A 21,943-nucleotide genomic window follows, 5' to 3' on the forward strand; every position below is an offset into this window, starting at 1 on the left:
GGCAATGGATTTCTCCCGATTCTTCATCGACCGGCCGATCTTCGCGGTCGTGCTGTCGATCGTCATCTTCGCGATCGGCCTGATCTCGATTCCGATGCTGCCCGCCGGCGAATACCCGGAAGTCGTGCCGCCGAGCGTCGTCGTGCGAGCAACTTACCCGGGCGCGAACCCGAAGGAAATCGCCGAATCGGTCGCCGAACCGCTCGAAGAGGCGATCAACGGCGTCGAAGGCATCATGTACATGAAGTCGGTCGCCGGTTCCGACGGCAGCCTGCAGGTCGTCGTCACGTTCCTGCAGGGCGTCGATCCCGACACCGCCGCCGTGCGCGTACAGAACCGCGTGAGCCAGGCGCTGTCGCGCCTGCCCGACGAGGTGCGCCAGTACGGCGTGACCACGCAGAAGCAGTCGCCCACGCCGCTGATGTACGTGAGCCTCTATTCGCCGGACAACAGCCGCGATTCGCTGTACCTGCGCAACTACCTGACGCTGCACGTGAAGGACGAGCTGTCGCGGCTCACGGGCGTCGGCGACGTCGGCCTGTCCGGCTCCGGCGACTATGCGATGCGGTTGTGGCTCGACCCGAACCGGCTCGCGTCGCGTGGCCTGACCGCGAGCGACGTGATTGCCGCCGTGCGCGAGCAGAACGTGCAGGTGTCGGCCGGCCAGCTCGGCGCGGAGCCGTCGCCAAAGAAAAATGACTTCCTGCTGTCGATCAACGTGCGCGGCCGGCTGCGCACGGTGCAGGAGTTCAGCGACATCGTGCTGCGTACCGGCGACGACGGGCAGGTCGTGAAGCTGTCCGACGTCGCGCGCATCGAGCTCGGCGCGGGCGACTACACGCTGCGCTCGTATTTCAACGACAAGCCATCGGCGGTGGTCGGCATCTTCCTGTCGCCGGGCGCGAACGCGCTCGAGGTCGCGAAGGCCGTGTATGCGAAGTTCGACGAGCTGTCGAAGCGGTTCCCGCCCGGCGTCGCGTACCGGCCCGTGTGGGATCCGACGGTGTTCGTGCGCGAATCGATCCGCGCGGTGCAGCACACGCTGATCGAGGCCGTCGTGCTGGTCGTGCTCGTCGTGATCCTGTTCCTGCAGACGTGGCGCGCGTCGATCATTCCGCTCGTCGCGGTGCCCGTCTCGGTGGTCGGCACGTTCGCGTGGCTCTATCTGCTCGGCTATTCGATCAACACGCTGACGCTGTTCGGGCTCGTGCTCGCGATCGGGATCGTCGTCGACGATGCGATCGTGGTCGTCGAGAACGTCGAGCGCAACATCGCGCAGGGCCTGAGCCCGCGCGACGCCGCACACCAGGCGATGCGCGAGGTGTCGGGGCCGATCGTCGCGATCGCGCTCGTGCTGTGCGCGGTGTTCGTGCCGATGGCGTTCATGTCGGGCGTGACGGGCCAGTTCTACCGGCAGTTCGCGGTGACGATCGCGATCTCGACGGTGATTTCCGCGATCAACTCGCTGACGCTGTCGCCCGCGCTCGCCGCGAAGCTGCTGCGTCCGCACGGTGCGCCGAAGGATGCGCTCACGCGCGGGCTCGACCGCGCGTTCGGCTGGCTGTTCCATCCGTTCAACCGCTTCTTCGACCGCAGTTCCGATCGCTATCACGGCTTCGTGTCGCGCACGCTGAAGCGGCGCGGGGTGGTGTTCGCGGTCTACGCGGCGCTGCTCGCGGCGACCACGCTGCTGCTCAACGCGGTGCCGGGCGGCTTCATCCCCGTGCAGGACAAGCTGTACCTGTTCGCGGGCGCGAAACTGCCGGAAGGCGCGTCGCTCGCGCGCACCAGCGAGGTGACCGAGCAGATGACGAAGATCGCGCTCGGCACCGACGGTGTCGAGATGGTGCCGGCGTTTGCCGGGTTGAACGCGCTGCAAGGCGTGAACACGCCGAACATCACGAACTCGTACGTGATCCTGAAGCCGTTCGACCAGCGCCACCGCAGTGCCGCGCAGATCAACGCGGACCTGAACGCGCGCTTCGCGGCGATCGGCGGCGGCATTACCTATGCGCTGATGCCGCCGCCGATCCAGGGCCTCGGCAACGGCTCGGGCTATTCGCTGTACCTGGAGGATCGCGGCGGGCTCGGCTACGGCGCATTGCAGAACGCGCTCACGGCGTTCCAGGGCGCGGTCGCGAAAACGCCGGGGATGAGCTACCCGGTCAGCTCGTACCAGGCGAACATCCCGCAGCTCGAGGTGAAGGTCGACCGGCTGAAGGCGAAGGCGCAGGGTGTCGCGCTGACTGACCTGTTCAGCACGCTGCAGGTCTATCTCGGCTCGATGTACGTGAACGACTTCAACCTGTTCGGCCGCGTGTACCGCGTGATGGCGCAGGCCGATGCCGGCCACCGGCAGACGGCCGCCGACATCGCGAACCTGCGCACGCGCAACGCGAAGGGCGAGATGGTGCCGATCGGCTCGATGGTGACGGTGGCGCCGGCGTACGGGCCCGACCCGGTCGTTCGCTACAACGGCTATCCGGCCGCGAACCTGATCGGCGATGCCGATCCGAAGGTGATGTCGTCGTCGCAGGCAATCGAGAAGCTCCAGCAGATCGCGAAGGAAGTGCTCCCGCCGGGCATCACGCTCGAATGGACCGACCTCAGCTACCAGCAGGTCACGCAGAGCAATGCGGCGATCGTCGTGTTCCCGCTCGCGGTGATGCTCGTGTTCCTCGTGCTCGCGTCGCTGTACGAGAGCTGGACGCTGCCGCTCGCGGTGATCCTGATCGTGCCCGTGTGCATCTGCGCCGCGCTGTTCGGCGTGTGGCTGTCGGGGGGCGACAACAACGTGTTCGTGCAGGTCGGGCTCGTCGTGCTGATGGGGCTCGCGTGCAAGAACGCGATCCTGATCGTCGAGTTCGCACGCGAGCTCGAAATCCAGGGCAAGGGCGTGATCGAAGCCGCGCTCGAAGCGTGCAAGCTGCGGCTGCGCCCGATCGTGATGACGTCGGTCGCGTTCATCGCGGGCTCGGTGCCGCTGCTGATCGGCGGCGGCGCGGGCAGCGAAGTGCGGGCGGCCACCGGCATCACCGTGTTTGCGGGGATGCTGGGCGTCACGCTGTTCGGGCTGTTCCTGACGCCCGTGTTCTATGTGGCGATCCGCAAGCTCGCGGGCGGCACGCCGGCCGTGTGGAGCGAACACCACGGCACCCTCGAAGGAGAAAACCGATGAGCGCCGCTTTCCGTCTTTCCGCGCTCGCGATGTCGGTGACCCTCGCCGCGTGCGCGGTCGGCCCCGATTTCAAGCGGCCCGACACGACCACGGCCGCGCGGTTCGCCCGCGACGCGCATCCGGTGGCGTCGCGCGATGCGGCGCCGCCCGGTACGACGCCGGATACGCCGCCCGACGCGTCGGCCGATGCCGATGCCACGTTCTGGCGCGGCTTCGGCGATCCGGCGCTGACGCAGCTGATCGACACGGCGCTTGCGGCGAACCAGGACCTGCAGGTCGCCGTGTCGCGCTACGACGCATCGAATGCGTTGCTGTCGCAGGCCACGTTCGACCGCTATCCGACGATCACCGCGAGCGGGCAGATCGGCCATCAGCTGATGAGCAAGGACCAGGCGTTCGGCGCGTCGCGCAGTCAGCGCGATACGCCGACGTCCAGCATCGGGATCAATGCCGCGTGGGAGCTCGACCTGTTCGGCCGCGTGCGCCGTTCGATCGAGTCGCAGCGGGCGGAAACGGCTGCCAGCGCGGCGGACGTGCGCGCGGTGCGCGTCGCGATCGCAGGCGAGGTGGCGAGCACGTACGTCGATCTGCGCGGCTCGCAGGAGCGGCTGCGGATCGCGCGTGAAAACGCCGATAACCAGAAGCAGACGCTCGCACTGATCAATGCACGCGTCGGCGCGGGGAGAGGGTCGGAACTCGATGCGGCGCGGGCGCGCGCGCAGTACGAATCGACGACGTCGCGGATCGCCGTGTACGAAGCGGCGATCGGCGTCGACGAGCACCGGCTCGCAGTGCTGACCGGGCAGACGCCGGACGCGTTGATCGGCCGCTTCGATCTCCCGAAGGCAGCCGCGTCGGCGGGCACGCCCGTGCCGCTGCCGGCACTGGCCGCCGACATCGATCCCGGCACGCCGGGCGACCTGCTGCGGCGGCGGCCCGACGTCGCGGCCGCCGAGGCGCGGCTGCACGCGGCGACCGCACGCGTCGGCGTCGCGACGGCCGACCTGTTCCCGCGCTTCACGCTGTCGGGGTTGCTCGGCAGTGCGACGAGCAGCTACGGGTTCTTCCGCGCGGGCAGCGACACGAACCTGATCGCGCTCGGCATCGACTGGTCGTTCCTCGACGTCGGCCGCGTGCGTGCACGGATCGCCGCGAGCGATGCGGAAGCGGCCGGCCAGCTTGCGCAGTACCGGCAGACCGTGCTCGGGGCGCTGGAGGAAACCGAGAACGCGCTGCTGCGCGCCGCTCGCACGCGCGACGAGACGGGCCATCTCGTGCAGGCCGCGGCCGACAGCGCGCGTGCCGCGCAACTGGCGCAGGCGCGGTTTTCGGCGGGCGCGATCGACTACTACGAAGTGCTCGATGCGCAACGCACGCTGCTGCAGGCACAGGATGCGGCGGCCGACGGGCAGATGCGCAGCGCGGCATCGACGGTGGCGCTGTACAAGGCGCTGGCAGGCGGCTGGCCGTCGGGAACGGGGCAGGGCCCGCAAGGCCCGCTCGCGCAGTCGGTGCAGTAACGCGCGGGCACGGTGGCGCGGCAGGCCGGAGCGATCCTGCCTGCCGCGCCGCCGCGTGACTACACGCTGGCCGGATCGACCTTGTCGATGTCGATGCCGTAGCGCCGGATGGCTTCGCCGACGCGCGCACGCGGTATCGCGCCGTCGTCGGCGAGCGCCTTCAGCGCGGCGATCACGATGAAGTGCCGATCGACCTCGAAGAACGTGCGCAGCGCGTCGCGCGTATCCGAGCGGCCGAAGCCGTCGGTGCCGAGCGACACGAAGCGCCGGCCGTCGACGAACGCGCGGATCTGGTCGCCGACGATCTTCATGTAGTCGGTCGCCACCACCACCGGGCCCGTGCGGCCGTCGAGGCATTGCTGCACGTACGGCACACGCGGCGCCTGCTCGGGATGCAGCAGGTTCCAGCGTTCCGCGGCCAGCCCGTCGCGGCGTAGCTCGTTCAGGCTCGTCGCGCTCCACACGTCGCTCGACACGCCGAAGTCCTGCGCGAGCAGGTCGCTTGCGGCGAGCACTTCGCGCAGGATCGCGCCGCTGCCCATCAGTTGCACGTGCGGCGCACGCGGCGTATCTGCCGCGCGCGACGTGTCTTCGCGCAGCAAATAGAGACCCTTGAGAATGCCGGCCTCCGCGCCGTCCGGCAGTGCCGGATGCGGATAGTTCTCGTTGAGCAGCGTGATGTAGTAGTAGACGTCTTCCTGTTCCGCGAACATTCGCCGCAGGCCATCGCGCACGATCACCGCGAGTTCGTACGCATAGGTGGGGTCGTACGACACGCAGTTCGGAATCACCGACGACAGCACGTGGCTGTGCCCGTCGTCGTGCTGCAGCCCTTCGCCCATCAGCGTCGTGCGGCCCGACGTCGCGCCGAGCAGGAAGCCGCGCGTACGCGCGTCGCCGGCCGCCCACGCGAGATCGCCGACACGCTGCAGCCCGAACATCGAATAGAAGATGTAGAACGGGATCGCCGGCAGGCCGTGGTTGCTGTACGCCGTGCCGGCCGCGATCCACGACGCGATCGCGCCCGATTCGTTGATGCCTTCCTGCAGGATCTGCCCGTCCTTCGCTTCCTTGTAGTAGCTGAGCTGGCCCGCGTCCTGCGGCGTATAGAGCTGGCCGAGATGCGAGTGGATGCCGATCTGGCGGAACAGGCCCTCCATCCCGAACGTACGCGATTCGTCCGGCACGATCGGCACGACGAGCTTGCCGAGCGCCGGATCCTTCAGCAGCGTGCCGAGGATGCGCACGAACGCCATCGTCGTCGACAGCCCACGTTCGCCGCTGTCCTTGAGCTGACCGTCGAACGCGGCGAGCGGCGGCACCGGCAGCGGTTCCACGTGGCTTAAGCGGGCCGGCACGTGGCCGCCGAGCGCGGCACGGCGTTCCTCGAAGTAGCGTGCCTCGGCGCTGCCCGGCTCCGGCTTGAGGTAGGGCAGTTCGTCGAGCTGCGCATCGCTGACCGGCAACGCGAAGCGGTCGCGGAACGCGCGGACGGCGTCCGCGCTCATCTTCTTCAACTGGTGGTTCACGTTCTGGCCTTCGCCGGCTTCGCCCATCCCGAAGCCCTTGACGGTCTTCGCGAGCACGACGGTCGGCCGTCCGTCCGCGCGCATCGCCTGCGCATAGGCCGCGTGCACCTTTTCCGGGTCGTGGCCGCCGCGCGCCAGTTTCCAGATGTCGTCGTCGGACAGGTCGGCGACGAGTTCGAGCAGTTCGGGATACTTGCCGAAGAAGTGCTCTCGTACGTACGCGCCGCTTTGCGACTTGAAGGTCTGGTAGTCGCCGTCGACGCATTCCATCATGCGCCGGCGCAGCAGGCCCGTCGTGTCGCGTTCGAGCAGGCGATCCCAGCCGGCGCCCCAGATCACCTTGATGACGTTCCAGCCCGCTGCGCGGAACGTGCCTTCGAGTTCCTGGATGACCTTGCCGTTGCCGCGTACGGGGCCGTCAAGTCGCTGCAGGTTGCAGTTGACGACGAAGATCAGGTTGTCGAGCCGTTCGCGCCCGGCGAGCGAGATCGCGGCGAGCGATTCGGGCTGGTCCATTTCACCGTCGCCGAGGAATGCCCAGACCTTGCGGCCCTGATGCGCTTTCAGCCCGCGATATTCGAGGTAGCGCATGAAGCGCGCCTGATACGCGGCCGTGAGCGGCCCGAGCCCCATCGACACGGTGGGGAATTGCCAGAAATCGGGCATCAGCCGCGGATGCGGATACGACGACAGCCCGTCGCGTCCCGCTTCGCGACCGGTCTCGCGGCGGAAGTTGTCGAGCTGCGCGTCGGTGATGCGGCCTTCCAGGTATGCGCGGCCATAGATGCCGGGCGCCGAATGGCCCTGGATGTAGACCATGTCGCCGTCGAACGTATCGGTGCGGCCGCGGAAGAAGTGATCGAAGCCGACGTCGTACAGCACCGCGGCCGACTGGTAGGTCGCGATGTGCCCGCCGACGTTCGAATGCCGGCCGGCACGCAGCACCATCACCATCGCGTTCCAGCGGATCATCGCGTTCAGGCGCCGTTCGAGCGCGAGATCGCCCGGATAGGCCGGTTGCCGTTCACGCGGCACCGAGTTCACGTACGCGGTCGTCACGCGGCCGTGCAGGTCGCCGTGGCGTGCCGCATCGAGGTCGGAAAGCTGGTCGAGCAGGAAGTGCGCGCGCGGGCGGCCTTCGAGCGCGATCACGGATTCGAGCGCATCGAGCCATTCGCGGGTTTCCTGCGGGTCGATGTCGGGTAGCGCGAGAGGTGCGGTCATGCAATGTCTCCAGAAGCATAAGACTGCGCGGGGCGACGGTCGTGGCGCCGCGTCGCGCGACGGAACGCCCGCCGATCGGCGGGCAGATAGTTGCAATTGCAATCGTATGGAGGCAATTGTTATCGAGGTAAAATTTAATTGCAACTGCAATTCAACGAGAGGAACGACCTGACATGAGCGCACCCGAACCCGATCTGTGGTTCTCGTTCGTCCGCGCACACCGGACGATGATTCGCGAGATCGAGCGCCGCCTCGCGGCGGCCGGCCTGCCGGCCTACGCGTGGTACGACGCGTTGTGGGGGCTCGAAAGCGGGCCCGACGGCACGCGCCGCATGCACGAACTGGCCGACGTGCTCGCGATCGAGCGCTACAACCTTACGCGCCTCGTCGACCGGCTCGAACAGGAGGGGCTCGTCACGCGCGCCCGTTCGGCGGACGACGGCCGCGCCGCGTATGCGCGCATCACCGACAAGGGGCGGACGCTGCGCAAGAAGATGTGGAAGGTGTACCAGTCGACGGTCGCGGAACTCTTCCTCGATCAGTTCGGCGGCAAGGAGCAGGCGGCGATGGCCGCCGCGCTCGACCGTGCGGCCGCCGCGGCGCGCGACGCGGCGGCCGACGCGAAGTAGCGGCGGCCGGCCCGCGCGTCAGCCGCTCGCATAGCGGCGCATTGCCTGCGCGGCCCAGTCGGCCGGCACGCGGCCGTCGTCGGCCAGCAGGCGAAGCGCCACCGCGGCGATCCAGCGCGCACCCGGCACGCGCGTACCGGGGCTCGGGCCGGCCAGATCCGCGCCGAGCACCGCGAAGCGGGCCGGTACGAACGCGCCGATCTGCGCGGCGACGTGCCCCGCGTAGCCCGTCACCGCGAGCACCGGTGTGCGGCTGTCGCCGAAGCATCGGCGCACATGCGCGATCTGCGGTTCGTCCTGCGGGTGCAGCAGGTTCCACCGGTCGGCCGCGTGACCGTCGCGGGCGAGCTGCGTGTAGCTCGGGCAGCTCCAGATCGTCGAATCGACGCGCCATTCGTCGTGCAGCAGATCGGCCGCTTCCATCACCTGCGCGAGCGTGCTGCCCGCGCCGCACAGCCGGATCTGCGCGGCCGCGCCCGCTGCCGCGCGCCGGCCGGCGCGCACCATGCCGCTGAATGCATCGCGGGCCGCCGTGGCCGACAGCGGTTTCGCATCGGGCACGAGGTTGTCGTGGCTCGCGAGGTAACAGAATCCCGGCTGGCCGGCGACATAAAGCGTGCGCAGCGCGTGGCGCAGGATCGCGATCGCCTCATGCCCCGAAGCCGGATCGTACGGCGTGCACGCGGGGTTCGCGGCCAGCCAGTGCGGGACGTCGGGCGTCACGCCTTTCGGCCAGGACGACGCGACCGTTTCGGCATCGTTGACGAAGATCCCGCGATCGATGGTTTCGACCGACGCCAGCCGCAGCCGGTCGGTCGCGCGCGCATGCAGCAGGTACAGCAGGGGTTTCTCGAACCGCTTGCGCGCATCGAGAAACCGCAGCGGCCATGCGCTGATGCGGCGATGGGCTCCCGTGTCAGCAGACGGCTCCCGCGCATCGGCACGCACGATCCATACGCGCTCCGATGTCGCGGCATCGCGTTCGAGACAATCGGCGGCGGCACGCATCGCACCGAGCGGCGACACCGCGCGGCCACGCGGCGCGAGCCGCTGCGTCAGCAGCCTTTCGAGGCAGGCCGCCGCGGCGCGGCGGGTGTCGGGTGTCCGCACGGGCGGACCGGATCGCGCAGTCTGCATGTCCCTCCTTCGAGTACTGGCATGTCGCCGGAGCTATCGGTTCCGGCATAGGATTGCAATTGCAACGATTGTAGTTGCAACGATAACCGGAAGACAAGGACCGACATGATCTCGACGCATCCCCTCACGTTCCATACGGCCGACACGCCGAACGGACACAAGATCGCCATTTACCTGGAAGAGGCCGGGCTCGCCTACGACCGCGTGCACGTGGACCTGTCCGCCGGCGAGCAGCGCAGCCCGGCGTTCCTCGCGATCAACCCGAACGGCAAGATCCCGGCCATCGTCGACCACGATGCCGGGCTGACCGTGTTCGAATCCGGCGCGATCCTCGGCTATCTCGCCGCGAAGACGGGCGTTCTGCAGCCCGACACGCTGGCCGAGCGCACGGCCGTCCAGCAATGGCTGCACTTCCAGATCGGCGGGATCGGGCCGATGCTCGGCCAGCTCTGGTGGTTCCTGCATGCATCGAAGACGGTCAATGCGCAAGCGCTCGAGCGCTACCGGAACGAGGCGCGGCGCCTCTATGGGGTCGTGAACGGCCGCTTGGCGGAATCGGCGTATCTCGCGTCGCCGCGCTACTCGATCGCCGACATCGCCGCGTTTCCGTGGCTGCGCACGGCGCCCGAACTCGATCTCGACCTGGCCGGCTACCCGCACGTCGAGCGCTGGCTCGCCGGCATCGAGGCGCGGCAGGCCGTTCAGCGGGGCCTGATCGCATGCCGCGCGCCGGCGGCGGAGGGCGCGCGCTGACGTCGCATCGCCCGCGCCGCACGGATGGCGCGGGCGCCGGCCGCTGGCCTGCCGGGAAACATCGTTCTCCTTCGTCGTAAACGTCTCGAATGCGTGATATTTGCGCCGCGCGATCCGGTTTAGAGTGGCCGCGAATCGATGACGATGTGTCGTATCGCCGCAGCCCCGGGCAGTACAGACGCACCAGAGGAGTTGGAGACAAATGAGTGAAGGCAGGATTACGCAGGTCGAGTCGTTCGGTTTCGAGCGCATTCCCGATGTATCGCGCTATGCGCGGCCGATCGATCTGTTCAGGTTGCTGTTCGGCGGCTGCAATACATTTTCCACCTCGGTGCTCGGCAGCTTTCCCGTGCTGGTCGGGCTGTCGTTCAAGGCGGGTGTCTGCGCGATCGTGCTCGGCGTGCTCGCCGGCACCTGCATCCTCGCGCCGATGAGCCTGTTCGGCCCGCGCAACGGTACGAGCGACCCCGTGTCGTCCGGCGCGCATTTCGGCATTCACGGCCGGATCGTCGGCTCGTTCCTCGCGCTGCTCACGTCGATCGCGTTCTTCTCGCTCGCGGTGTGGAGCTCGGGCGATGCGCTCGTCGGCGGCGCGCACAACATGGTTGGCGTGCCCGTCAACGGCTTCACGCTCGGCGCGGCTTACATGGTGTTCGCGGTGCTCGTGCTGATCGTCTGCATCTACGGCTTCCGCTTCATGCTGTGGGTCAACAAGATCGCCGTGTGGGCCGCGAGCGTGCTGTTCGTCGCCGGCCTGTTCGCGTTCGCCGGCCTGTTCGACATGAACTACGCCGGCACGGTGCAGCAGGGTAGCGCGGGCTTCTGGGCCGCGTTCGTCGGCGCGGTGCTGGTGGCGCTGAGCAACCCTGTCTCGTTCGCGTCGACCCTCGGCGACTGGGCGCGCTACATCCCGCAGAACACGCCGAAGCATCGCGTGATGGGCGCCGTGTTCGCCGCGCAGATCGCGACCTTCGTGCCGTTCTTCTTCGGCCTCGCGACCGCGACGATCATCGCGACGAAGGCGCCCGCGTTCATCGCGTCGAACGACTACGTCGGCGGGTTGCTCGCGATTTCGCCACGCTGGTTCCTGCTGCCGATGTGCCTGATCGCGATCATCGGCGGGATGTCGACCGGCACGACCGCGTTGTACGGCACCGGCCTCGACGTCTCGAGCATGTTCCCGCGCCTGCTGAACCGCGTGCGTGCGACGCTGCTGATCGGCACGATCGCGATCGCATTCATCTTCGTCGGCCGCTTCTGGTTCAACCTCGTCGAAAGCGTCGCGACGTTCTCGACGCTGATCGATACGTTCAGCTGCCCGTGGATGGCGATCATGGTGATCGGCTACGTGACGCGCCGCGGCTACTATCTCGCGGACGACCTGCAGGTGTTCAACCGCGGGCTGCGCGGCGGCCACTACTGGTTCACGCATGGCTGGAACGTGCGCGCGATGGGCGCGTGGCTGCCGGCCGCGTTCGTCGGTCTGTCGTTCGTGAACCTGCCGGGCCAGTTCGTCGGGCCGCTCGGCAACCTCGCGGGCGGGCTCGACCTGAGCGTGCCGGTGTCGCTGCTGGTGGGCGGCGTGCTGTATTTCGTGCTGTTGACGCTGTATCCGGAACCGGATGGCGTGTACGGTCCGCACGGGCGACGCTTCGTGCGCGGCGGCATGCAGGTGGTGCGCGGCAATGGAGCACCGGCGATCCAGCCGAAGGGGTAAGAGCAGCGCGTGATGGGCTGCGCTGCAAATGACGATGCCGCCGCGCGGGAGAGCCGCCGGCGGCATTGTCGTTTGCGGGCGTGTGATTGCCTGCGGGGGGGGCGGCCGTACTTTCCATGCGGCGGGCCGCAAACGCCAACGAAAACGAAAACGAAAACGCCCGCCGGGTTGGCGGGCGCGCGTTGACCTGGAGGCGGGTTAGTGGAACGAACTGCCCGCGAGCATCCCGCCGTCGACGATAAATTCCGATCCCGTGCAATAAGCGGATTCGTCGGACGCGAGGAACAGCACGAGGCTCGCCACTTCGTCCGGCTTGCCGATGCGCGCGATCGGCAGGCCGCTGTAGATCGACGACGGATCGAAATCCGCGAATTCGGGCGGGCGCGCCATCACCGTATCGATGCCGCCCGGATGCACCGAGTTCACGCGAATGCCGTAGCGGCCGAATTCGAGCGCGGCGGCCTTCGTCATCCCGCGCACCGCGAACTTGCTCGATACGTATGCGCTGCCGCCCGCGACGCCTTCCATCCCGGCCGTCGACGACACGTTGACGATCGAGCCGCCGCCTGCCGCCTTCAGCGCGCCAAGCGCCGACTTCATGCCGAGCCAGCAGCCGACCTGGTTCACGTCGATCACCTTGCGATAGTCGTCGAGTGAGCACGCTTCGATCGGCACGAGCTTCAGGATCGCCGCGTTGTTCACGAGGATGTCGAGCCGGCCGAACTGCGCGAGCGTCGCATCGACGGCAATCTGCCAGTCGGCTTCGCGGGTCACGTCGAGATGCTGGAAACGTGCGGCGTCGCCGAGTTCGGCCGCGACACGCTGGCCGGCTTCGTCCAGCACGTCGGCGATCACCACGCGTGCGCCTTCGGCCACGAACCTGCGCGCTTCCGCTTCGCCCTGGCCGCGGGCACCGCCCGTGATCAGCGCCACCTTGCCTTCGAGTCGTTTCATGTTGCTTGCTCCTGTGAGTGAGAGGGGCGCGCGGGGCCGCTTACGCGGAGGCGCCCGCCGCGTCGATGATGCGAACCGGATCGGCGCCGTCCCATGCGCGGGCTTCGGCGATGCCATGCGCGATCATGTCGCGCATGCCGGCGCCTGCGATCACTTCGACGCGCACGCCGGGATCGTCGGCGTCGTCGAGATACGCGACGCGCGTGGCCGGGTTGCGTGCGTCGAACACGACACGCAGGCCGCGGGCCGTGAGCTGCGCGAGCGCGGCATCGAGATCATCGACGACCCACGCGACGTGATGCAGCCCGACGAGCGGCTGCCCATGCGCATCGCGGTACGGCGAGGGCGCGTCGTTCGTCACGTGAATCAGTTCGATCTGCAGAGCGCCGCGATACGCGAGCCCGACGTCCATCGTGACCGTCACGGGTTCGCCGAGATGAATGCCGTCGAGGCGCACGTTGCGGAATACGGTCCACGGGCCGACGTCGTGGCGTGCGCGCCAGCGCGCGATGCTGCGGTCGAGATCGGCGACCACGTAGCCGATCTGGTCGATGGGGCCGAGGACAGGGTCGTTCATGGCGTCTCCGTGGCGGACGCACGTGTGCGTGCCGCGCGATGATTGACGGCCATGATCGCAACAAAGCGCGCGCCGCGTGCCGTCCAAACGGATGAGTGCGCGCGCTTTGTCGTGGCGTGACGGGTGAGCACGCGCGCCAGGGCGCGACGATGCAGGTGTGCGAAGCCGAACGGAGAAGGGGCGCGCTGTCGGCCGGGCGATCCGCACGCTAACGCGCGTTCGGCCCCTTGACCGTCATCCGGCACACGGTCGCGAGTGCGAGCAGGTTCGGGTCGCGTTCGCGCCGGTGCAGGAAGCTCAAGCCGATCGTCTGGCGGATCGTGGGTCCGGCGAGCGGCACGAGCGCGATCTTGTGCGCGAACAGGTCGCGCACGCGGCCGGGCAGCAGCGAACAGCCGACGCCGCCCGACACGAGGTTGATCAGCGAGAAGATGTCGCCCACCCGCATCACGACGTTCGGCGTGACGCCGGCCGAACGAAACGCTTCCGTGAAGCCATGATGCGTCGCGAAGCCTTCGCCGAGCGACACGAACGGCGCGTCGCCGCACGCACACAGATCGATTGCGTCGTGCCGCGCGTACGGCGAGTCGATCGGTGCGGCGAAGAACATCTCGTCCTCGAACAGCGCGATCGATTCGATCTCGGCGTCCGGTTCGGGCAGCGCCATCAGCGTCGCGTCGATCGCGCCTTGCCGGAGCTTGTCGAGCAGGTCGGCGTTCGAGCCGAGCACGAGCTCGGCCTGCAGCTCGGGACGGCGTTCCTTCAACGCGATCACGACTTCGGGCACGGTGCGGATCGTCAGCGAGTAGAGCGAACCGATCTTCAACTGGCCGGCGCCGTAGCCGGCCGCCTCGCGCGTCGAGCGGATCCCGTCCGTCATCGTCTTGAGCACTTCGCCCGCGACTTCGGCAAGCACCAGCGCGGCGTCGGTCGGAATCAGGTTCCGCCCCTCGTGGCGAAACAGCGCGCAGTGCATCCCTTCCTCGAGCGTGTGCAGCGCGCGATGCACGCTGACCGTGCTGACGCCCAGCGCCTCGGCGGCCTTCGCGAGGCTGCCGGCTTCCATGAAGGCGAGCAGCACCTCGAGCTTGCGGAACGTGATCTCTTCGTTGATGCGGTTGCGCATGGTGCGGACGACGGGAAGGGCGGCCGACGATTCTGCCGCAGAACCGGGGTTGCAACAATGCGCGAATTTCCGGGGTTTTCGCATGGCGGAGCCCGGCGGGGAAACATTTAATCTCCGGCTAATCATCTGCCGCGGGCATTAATTGATGCGGGTTTTCGGCGTCCCTATGATCGTTTTACGCCGATGGTGCGGGCCCGTGCCTCACCGGCCGGCGATACGAACAGCCGGTTCGCCCATGCCAGCCAAGGAACGCGGCACGCATGCGGCGCGGCGCCATGAGACTGCAGGAGACAAGCATGCGCGACTCACGTCGGAACTCGCGGCATCGGCAGGTGGTTGCCGCTGTCGTCGGCAACACCCTCGAGTGGTACGACTTCATCGTTTACGGTTTCTTCTCCGGCATCATCGCGCGGCTGTTCTTTCCCGCCGAGAGCCAGTACGCATCGCTGCTGATGTCGCTCGCGACCTTCGGCGTCGGCTTCTTCATGCGCCCGGTGGGCGGCATCCTGCTCGGGCTCTATGCGGACCGCAAGGGCCGCAAGGCCGCGATGCAGCTCATCATCTTCCTGATGACGCTGTCGATCGCGCTGATCACGTTCGCGCCGTCGTACGCGGCAATCGGCCCGGCGGCGCCAGTCCTGATCGTCGTTGCGCGGCTGCTGCAGGGCTTCGCCACCGGCGGCGAATACGCGAGCGCGACAGCGTTCCTCGTGGAAAGCGCGCCGGAGAACCGGCGCGGGCTGTACGGATCGTGGCAACTGATCGGCCAGTGTCTCGCGGTGTTCTCCGGCGCCGCGATGGGCGCGTGGGCCACGCAGTCGCTGTCGGAGGCGGCGCTGCATAGCTGGGGCTGGCGCGTGCCGTTCGCGCTCGGGCTGCTGATCGGGCCGGTCGGCCTGTGGATCCGCCGGCACATGGAGGAGACCGAGGCGTTCCTCGACGCGAGCAAGTCGACCGTCGAGCCGCCGGCGAGCGTGTCGGGCGTGTTGCGCGACAACCTGCGCGGCGTGCTGGTGTCGATGGGGCAGACGATCACGGGCACGGCCGTGTTCTACGTGATGCTCGTCAACATGCCGACGTTCGTGCACAAGACCTTCGGGCTGCCGCTCGACCAGGTATTCAAGGTACAGATGGCGGCGGTTGCGCTGCTGACGGTGACGATCCCGTTCGCGGCGCTCGTGTCCGACCGCATCGGCCGGCGTCCCGTGCTGATCGCCGGTTCGCTGGCGCTGCTGACGGTCACGTATCCGCTGTTCACGTGGCTGGCCGCCGCGCCGGGCATCGGGCGCCTGCTCGTGATGCAGCTCGTGATCTGCACGATCATCGGCATCTGCTACGGGCCCGCGCCGACCACGCTCGCCGAGCAGTTCGCGACGCGTTCGCGCTCGACCGGCATCGCGCTCGCCTACAACGTCGCGGTGATGGTGTTCGGCGGCTTCGCGCCGTTCATCGTCACGTGGCTGACGCACGCGAGCGGATCGCCTGTCGCACCCGCGTGGTACGTGCTGTTCGCGGCATCGTTCGGGCTGCTCGCGAGCGTGTTCATGCACGACGGCGCGCCGTGCGTGCTCGCACGCCGGCAGTTTCAGGGCGAGCCGGTGAGCGCCAAGTAGCGGCCGCTGCCTGCTGCCCGCACCGGCGAGCCATCGGCGCGGGCGGCAGGCAGGGTATCGGTCCTGCCGATGCTTAGCATCGCGGGCGGCGGCCTACCGCGGCCGCCGTCCGGTCATTACGCTTGGGCGATCATCCACTCTGTCCGGAAGGTCGCCATGTCCCGGCTCGACTACAAGTTGCTCGGCCCCTGCCTGCTCGCCATCGCGATCGACGCGATGGGTTTCGGGCTCGTGTATCCGATGATGTCCGCGATCTTCAGCGATCCGCACGCGGGCATCCTGCCGGCCGACGCCGGCGCGCATGCGCGCAATTTCTACCTGGGTCTCGGCTACGGGATCTACCCGTTGTGCATGTTCTTCGGCTCGTCGCTGATGGGCGACCTGTCGGATCGCTACGGCCGCCGCAGGATCCTGCTGCTGTGCGTGCTCGGTCTCGCGGCCGGCTACGCGATGATGGCGGCCGGCGCGTGGCATGCGAGCGTCGCGCTGCTGCTGGCCGGCCGTGGGCTTACGGGCTTGATGGCCGGCTGCCAGGGCATCGCGCAGGCGGCGATCACCGACCTGAGCACGCCGGAGAACAAGGCGTACAACATGAGCATCATGTCGCTCGCATTCAGCGCGGGCGTGATCGTCGGCCCCGTGCTCGGCGGCGTGACGTCCGACCGCACGATTTCGCCGCTGTTCGACTACGGCACGCCGTTCGTATTGGTCGCCGCGCTGTCGCTGGTCTGCGCGTTCTGGACCTGGGCGTCGTATCGCGATTCGGCCGCACCGCGCGGCGACACGCGCATCGACCCACTGCTGCCGCTGCGGATCATCGGGGAGGCCGCCCGCCAGCGCAACGTCGCGTTCCTGTCGGTGGTGTTCTTCCTGATGCAGGTCGGCTACGGGCTCTACCTGCAGACCATCATGCTGCTGCTGCAGGCGAAATTCGGCTACACGAGCGCGCGGCTCGGGCTGTTCAGCGGCGTAATCGGGCTCTGCTTCGTGTTCGGGCTGCTGTTCGTCGTGCGGCTGATGCTGCGCGTGTGGCGCGTGGTCGACATCGCGAAGGCGGGCCTGCTCGTCGCGGGCATCGGCCAGGTCCTGTCCGCGCTGTTCCCGCACGAGCCGGTGCTGTGGGCGCTCGCGATGGTCGTCGGCTGCTTCGACATGGTCGCGTATACGACGATGTATACGGCGTTTTCCGATGCGGTCAGCGAGGACCGGCAAGGCTGGGTGCTCGGCGTCGCGGGTTCGGTGATGGCCGTCGCGTGGGTCGTCACGGGCGCGTTGACGAACCTGCTGCCCGTGTTCGGCGAGATCGGCCTGCTGCTGATCGGTGGCGTGGGCTTCCTGCTCAGCTTCGCGATGATGGTCGCGTACGGCCGCACGCAGCCGGGTGCGCGAACCGCCGCGCTGTCGTAGGCGGTTTCCACGTTGGCCCGATCCTGTCGGACGTTGTCCCGTGCGCGGCTGTCGCGCCAGGCCGCGCGGCCCGACACTGGCGCCTCGCGTCCCGGGAGCATCGGGCCGCGTCCGGCGGCGCCGGCTGGCCCGGCACGCCGTTCCTTCGATATGCCAACCGAGAGAGCGACCCATGCAACATCCGACCATCCGTACCCTGGCGGGCGCGACCGCGCCGACGTCGATCGCCGCCGCCCGCACCGCGCTGCTGGTGATCGATTTCCAGAATGAATACTTCGGCGGCCGCCTGCCGATTCCGGAGGGGGCGCGCGCGCTGGGCAATGCGCAGCGCGTGATCGCGTTCGCCGACCGCGCGGGCATTCCGGTGTTTCACGTCCAGCACGTCGATACGGCCGACAGCCCGATCTTCGCCGACGGCAGCGACGGCTTCCGCTTTCATGCGGACCTGCAGCCGGCGGCGCATCACTCGGTGGTGAAAAAGACGTCGGTGAGCGTGTTCCCGACGACGGACATCGATGCGCGCCTGAAGGCGGCCGGGATCGACACGCTGATCGTCACGGGCCTGATGACGCATGCATGCGTCGCCGGCGCGGCACGCGATGCGGTGCCGCTCGGCTACGCGGTGATCGTCGTCGACGACGCATGCGCGACGCGCGACCTCGACATCGCGGACGGCGGCACGGTATCGCACCGCGACCTCCATCGCGCGACGCTGGCCGCATTGTCGGACACGTTCGGCGACGTGCTGACGACCGAGCAGGTGCTGGCGCTCGGCGTCGCCTGACGACGGCCCGGGTCGACGCTCAGTCGGCCCAGCCCGGCGCGGCGTACACGACTTCGCCGCGGAAGCACGTCTCGATCGCGCGGGTCTGCGCGAACGTCTCGACCGGATGCGCGAACGGATTGCGGTCGAGGATCGTGAAGCTCGCGTCCTTGCCTGCTTCGAGCGAGCCCGTGCAGTCGTCGAAGCGCAACGCATACGCGGTGTTCACCGTATAGGCCTCGAGCATCGTGAGCAGGTCGAGGCGTTCGTGCGGATTCCACGGCGGGCTGTCGGGCTGGTCGATCAGCAGGTGTGTGACGCCCGTCTGGATGATCTGCATCGGGTCCATCGTGCTGACCGACCAGTCGGAGCCGGCCGCGAGCATCGCGCCCGCGTTGCGCAGGCTGCGGAACGGATAGTTGCGCGCAGTGCGTTCCGCGCCGAGCAGGTCGCGATAGAGCTGCTGCTGCTCCTCGCGCGCGGCCGTCCACAGCGTCTGCACGCTGGCGATCGCGCCGAGCCGGTTGAAGCGGCTCATGTCGGCCGGATCGACGATCTGCAGGTGCGCGAGCTGGGCACGCCGGTCGCGCATGCCGTTGCGGATCTGGACGTATTCGAGTGCGTCGAGCGTCATGCGCACCGCGCGGTCGGCGAGCGTGTGGAAGTGCAGGTCGAAGCCGGCCGTATCGGCAAGCAGGCAGATCTCGTTCAGCGCGTCCTGGCTCCACAGCGCGAGGCCGCAATCGTCGGTGCCGGCGTACGGCTCGAGCAGCGCGGCGGTTTTCGATTCGGGCACGCCATCGACGAAGATCTTCACCGTATGCAGGCGCAGGTTGTCGCATTCGTACTCGCGACGCCATCTCGTGAAGCGCTCGATCTGCTCGCGCGGATCGCGGCGCGGGTTCGCATAGAGGCCCGCGCTCATGTACACCTTCAGCGTGCCCGCGCGCTGCGCGTCGGCATAAGCCTTGAGCTCGGCCTCCTCGACGCGCGCGTCGAACCAGCCGGTGATGCCGTAACCGTGCGCCATCGCGTGCGCTTTCGCGAGCGACTTCGGGTAGCCGGCCGGGCTCAGTTGCGGAATGATCGGGCACACGCGGTAGAACGCCGCTTCGTGCACGACGCCATTCGGCGCGCCGGACGCATCGCGCTCGTATACGCCGCCGGCCGGGTCCGGCGTGTCGGCGTGGATGCCGGCCGCTTCGAGGCCTTTCGTGTTGAGGCAGCCGCTGTGCACGTCGAAGCCGACCACGAGCAGCGGCCGGTCGGGCACGATCCGGTCGAGCAGCTCGCGGGTCGGATACGCGCCGAATGCGGCCAGGTTGGCGCCGCCGAGATAGACCCACGGTTCGTGCGGCGTCGCATCGGCGCATGCGCGGATGCGCTGCAGGATCGTGTCGGGATCGTTGATGCCGGACAGGTCGAAGTCGCCGAGGATCTGGTGGCCTTCGAGCGGGTGCACGTGGCCGTCGATGAGGCCCGGCAGCATCAGCCTGCCGGCCAGGTCGACGATGCGCGTCGCGGGGCCGGCCAGTTGGCGGATGTCGTCGTCGCGGCCGACGGCGACGATCTTGCCGTCCCGGGTGGCCAGCGCCTGAGCGAAGCGGCGCTGCGCGTCGCCCGTGTAAAGCAGGCCGTTCAGATAGACGGTATCGGCGTGTTGCATGTGTCTCCTCCGGATGGGGGGATGTTCGACGGGCGCACGTGTCCGGCGGGCGGGCCGTGTGGCTCGTCCGGTCGCGTGAACCCGGTCGGGTTGGAATGGGGTGGGGGCGGCTAGGTGCCGGTGCAGTGCGGCAGGCGCGGCGATGCGTCGTGGTGAAGGCCGGCCGCCGCCGGAGCGTCATGCCGATCGCGCCGCCAGGTCTGGATCGGCAGATCGATGGGCGACGCGCGCGCGGCCGTGCAGGCCGGCGTCCATCCGGTATTCGGCATTCCGTGTCTCCGTGATATCCGACGCGTTCCTGTCGCCGGGTGAGTCAGATACTAGGAGCGGGGCGGCCGGCTGTCTGTCATCGTTTTGAGGACAACGCGCGACAAAGGCGGTGGGGCGGGATTGCAGCGACGTGGAGGTGCCGTCTATTGACCGCGATCCGCCGGCGGTTCCTCGTCGGTCACGCACCACGCGAACAGTCCGGCGCGGTTCGCGACGCCGAGCTTCGCGAGCGCGCGCCCGAGGTAGGTGCGCACGCTGCTGGGCTTGAGCGCGAGGGTATCGGCGATCTGCGGGACGGGCTGGCCTTGCAGCACCGCGCGGCACACGAGCCGTTCGCGCTGCGACAGCGCCGCGCCGCTGGCCGACAGGCGCTGTTCGAAGCGCTGCAGCAGCGCGCCGTCGTCCGAGCGTGGCGTCAGGCGTGCGAGCCGCGCATGCTGGATCAGGAGCGGCAGCACGAAATCGCCGAGTTGCCGCAGCAGCGCCAGCTCGGCCAGCGTATAGGACGGCTGGCCACGCCGGCGGAACAGCGAGAACGCATAGACATAGTCGCGCTCGCTGCCGATCAGCGTGCAGTCTTCACCGAGTTCGCCGAGCGCGAAATGGCGGCCGTATTCGGTCGCCGTATCGATGTCCTCGTTGCACGAGAACACAAGCTGCGAATCGGTGGCGCGCTCGATATGCGGAAGCAGCGTGTCGGTGCGCCAGTCGCCCTGTGTATACAGATCGAGCGCGTAGCGTGTGCCGTCGGGATCGTCGCCGCCGGCGAAGAACAGCACCTCGACGCTGTCGACCGACTGCGACGACGCATCGCGGCGGTAGCGCGTCGCGACACTGTAGTGGGACTGCGGGTCGACGGTTTCGCGCAGCCACGCCCAGAGCCGGGCGGGAAACTGCGGACTGCCGAGGCTGGCGACCAGGTCGCCGGCATTGCTGAGGGAAATATGGGCGGGGCTCATCGTTGACACCGTCTGCGCGAACGGCCGCCCATGCCGGCCGTGCTTCGCTTGCGACGGCGCGCCGGCTGGCGGTGCGGTCAGGCGGGACGGAGGCCGGCGCGGCGGCGAAGCTCGATTGTAGGGGACTTCGCCGGCGCGGGGCATTCGCGCTTGCCCGGCGGGTGGCCGACCCCCGTAGACGGGTGGTGTGCATCGTTGTGCACCACGTGCGGGCCCCGCGCGTCAGAACATCGTGTTCGCGTTCGCGGACTTTTCCGGTACCGGCTGGATCACGTCCCAGTGTTCGACGATCTTGCCGTCCTTCACGCGGAAGATGTCGACGACCGCTTCGCCGCGGTCGCCCGGACGCTCGGTCGCATGCACGTGCAGGTAGACGAGGTCGCCGTCGGTTGCGCTGCGCACGATGCGTGCGCGTGATGCCGGGTTTTTCTGGAACGCGCCGACGAAGTACGACACGAACGGCTTCTTGCCGTCCGGTACGTGCGGGTTGTGCTGCTTGTAGTCGTCCGCGACGACGGCGGCGGCCTCGACGGCTTCGTGCTTGTTGAAGAAGCGGTCGTAGAACGTCAGCACGAGCTGGCGGTTGGCTTCCTCGGCGGCCAGGTCGCGCGTGGCCGGGCCGGCGGCCAGCGCGGCCGTCGACGCGGCCAGCAGGACGAGCGCGGCAACGGCGCGAACGGGGGAGCGGAGCGATGACATGTAGCGGGTTCCTTGTCTGACGAAGCGTGGGTGGGTGCGCGAGGCGCGACGGCGGGCCGAGCCTGCCGAGACGATCGGCGATCGGCGGGCGACGGCGCATGGTTGCGGATACACGAGCCTTGTCGACGCGAGGGATTCACCGCCCGGCCCGCATCATCACGATACGGATCGGGCGAGGCTGCGCGCCGTCGTCATGCTTCGTTGAACTGGCGAATCCGCGCG

The 21,943-nt window shown here is 68.4% G+C and carries 17 protein-coding genes; 8 read left to right on the forward strand and 9 right to left on the reverse strand.

All coding sequences use genetic code 11. The features are described from left to right. The first annotated feature begins 4 nt into the window (after positions 1 to 4). Positions 5 to 3,178: an efflux RND transporter permease subunit gene (locus BCEP18194_RS27790; RefSeq protein WP_011354612.1), complete on the forward strand. Its 3,174-nt coding sequence runs from the start codon at positions 5 to 7 to the stop codon at positions 3,176 to 3,178. Beyond that, a complete protein-coding gene (locus tag BCEP18194_RS27795; protein ID WP_011354613.1) occupies positions 3,175 to 4,698 on the forward strand; it encodes an efflux transporter outer membrane subunit in 1,524 nt (507 codons plus the stop codon). The genes BCEP18194_RS27790 and BCEP18194_RS27795 overlap by 4 nt, the downstream gene beginning before the upstream one ends. Before the next feature lie 59 nt (positions 4,699 to 4,757). On the opposite strand, the gene aceE is transcribed toward BCEP18194_RS27795, so the two are convergent. After that, complete coding sequence (gene aceE / locus BCEP18194_RS27800; protein ID WP_011354614.1) at positions 4,758 to 7,451, reverse strand: pyruvate dehydrogenase (acetyl-transferring), homodimeric type; 2,694 nt, start codon at positions 7,449 to 7,451, stop codon at positions 4,758 to 4,760. Positions 7,452 to 7,624: 173 nt separating this feature from the next. Here aceE and BCEP18194_RS27805 point away from each other — a divergent pair, with 173 nt between their 5' ends. After that, positions 7,625 to 8,080, forward strand: a complete 456-nt coding sequence (locus BCEP18194_RS27805; RefSeq protein WP_011354615.1) for a MarR family winged helix-turn-helix transcriptional regulator — start codon at positions 7,625 to 7,627, stop codon at positions 8,078 to 8,080. An 18-nt stretch (positions 8,081 to 8,098) separates the two neighbouring features. Here BCEP18194_RS27805 and BCEP18194_RS27810 read toward each other — a convergent pair whose 3' ends face one another. Next, on the reverse strand, positions 8,099 to 9,217 hold the full coding sequence (locus BCEP18194_RS27810) for a transketolase-like TK C-terminal-containing protein (protein WP_011354616.1): 1,119 nt from the start codon (positions 9,215 to 9,217) through the stop codon (positions 8,099 to 8,101). Positions 9,218 to 9,322: 105 nt separating this feature from the next. On the opposite strand from BCEP18194_RS27810, the gene BCEP18194_RS27815 reads away from it, so the two are divergent. Together BCEP18194_RS27815 and BCEP18194_RS27820 are read left to right on the forward strand one after the other, a co-directional pair. After that, positions 9,323 to 9,970 carry a glutathione S-transferase family protein gene (locus BCEP18194_RS27815; protein ID WP_011354617.1) on the forward strand — a complete coding sequence of 216 codons (648 nt, stop codon included), beginning with the start codon at positions 9,323 to 9,325 and terminating at the stop codon, positions 9,968 to 9,970. 202 nt (positions 9,971 to 10,172) lie between these two features. Further along, on the forward strand, positions 10,173 to 11,687 hold the full coding sequence (locus BCEP18194_RS27820) for a purine-cytosine permease family protein (protein ID WP_011354618.1): 1,515 nt from the start codon (positions 10,173 to 10,175) through the stop codon (positions 11,685 to 11,687). A gap of 198 nt (positions 11,688 to 11,885) precedes the next feature. On the opposite strand, the gene BCEP18194_RS27825 is transcribed toward BCEP18194_RS27820, so the two are convergent. The 3 genes from BCEP18194_RS27825 to BCEP18194_RS27835 all read right to left on the reverse strand — a co-directional run bounded on the left by BCEP18194_RS27825 (position 11,886) and on the right by BCEP18194_RS27835 (position 14,344). Next, positions 11,886 to 12,641 (reverse strand): glucose 1-dehydrogenase, encoded by a 756-nt coding sequence (locus BCEP18194_RS27825; RefSeq protein ID WP_011354619.1) that lies wholly within the window; start codon positions 12,639 to 12,641, stop codon positions 11,886 to 11,888. Between the two features lie 40 nt (positions 12,642 to 12,681). Further along, positions 12,682 to 13,218, reverse strand: a complete 537-nt coding sequence (locus BCEP18194_RS27830) for a VOC family protein (protein WP_011354620.1) — start codon at positions 13,216 to 13,218, stop codon at positions 12,682 to 12,684. 208 nt (positions 13,219 to 13,426) lie between these two features. Continuing rightward, positions 13,427 to 14,344 carry a LysR family transcriptional regulator gene (locus tag BCEP18194_RS27835; protein ID WP_041493234.1) on the reverse strand — a complete coding sequence of 306 codons (918 nt, stop codon included), beginning with the start codon at positions 14,342 to 14,344 and terminating at the stop codon, positions 13,427 to 13,429. A 296-nt stretch (positions 14,345 to 14,640) separates the two neighbouring features. Between BCEP18194_RS27835 and BCEP18194_RS27840 the strand changes: the two genes are divergently transcribed. The 3 genes from BCEP18194_RS27840 to BCEP18194_RS27850 all read left to right on the forward strand — a co-directional run bounded on the left by BCEP18194_RS27840 (position 14,641) and on the right by BCEP18194_RS27850 (position 18,148). Further along, a complete protein-coding gene (locus tag BCEP18194_RS27840; RefSeq protein ID WP_011354622.1) occupies positions 14,641 to 15,957 on the forward strand; it encodes an MFS transporter in 1,317 nt (438 codons plus the stop codon). A gap of 156 nt (positions 15,958 to 16,113) precedes the next feature. Further along, positions 16,114 to 17,364, forward strand: a complete 1,251-nt coding sequence (locus BCEP18194_RS27845; protein WP_011354623.1) for an MFS transporter — start codon at positions 16,114 to 16,116, stop codon at positions 17,362 to 17,364. 172 nt (positions 17,365 to 17,536) lie between these two features. Next, complete coding sequence (locus BCEP18194_RS27850; protein ID WP_011354624.1) at positions 17,537 to 18,148, forward strand: cysteine hydrolase family protein; 612 nt, start codon at positions 17,537 to 17,539, stop codon at positions 18,146 to 18,148. 19 nt (positions 18,149 to 18,167) lie between these two features. Here BCEP18194_RS27850 and BCEP18194_RS27855 read toward each other — a convergent pair whose 3' ends face one another. The 4 genes from BCEP18194_RS27855 to BCEP18194_RS27865 form a co-directional block, all read right to left on the reverse strand. Next, positions 18,168 to 19,793 carry an amidohydrolase gene (locus tag BCEP18194_RS27855; RefSeq protein WP_011354625.1) on the reverse strand — a complete coding sequence of 542 codons (1,626 nt, stop codon included), beginning with the start codon at positions 19,791 to 19,793 and terminating at the stop codon, positions 18,168 to 18,170. 110 nt (positions 19,794 to 19,903) lie between these two features. Next, entirely contained in the window at positions 19,904 to 20,062 is a 159-nt protein-coding gene (locus BCEP18194_RS41370) for a hypothetical protein (protein ID WP_157687256.1), read from the reverse strand. Between the two features lie 144 nt (positions 20,063 to 20,206). Then, positions 20,207 to 21,022 (reverse strand): helix-turn-helix transcriptional regulator, encoded by an 816-nt coding sequence (locus BCEP18194_RS27860; protein WP_011354626.1) that lies wholly within the window; start codon positions 21,020 to 21,022, stop codon positions 20,207 to 20,209. Between the two features lie 222 nt (positions 21,023 to 21,244). Then, on the reverse strand, positions 21,245 to 21,721 hold the full coding sequence (locus tag BCEP18194_RS27865) for a nuclear transport factor 2 family protein (RefSeq protein WP_011354627.1): 477 nt from the start codon (positions 21,719 to 21,721) through the stop codon (positions 21,245 to 21,247). Positions 21,722 to 21,943 lie beyond the last annotated feature (222 nt).

This window comes from Burkholderia lata, assembly GCF_000012945.1.
GTDB lineage: Bacteria > Pseudomonadota > Gammaproteobacteria > Burkholderiales > Burkholderiaceae > Burkholderia > Burkholderia lata.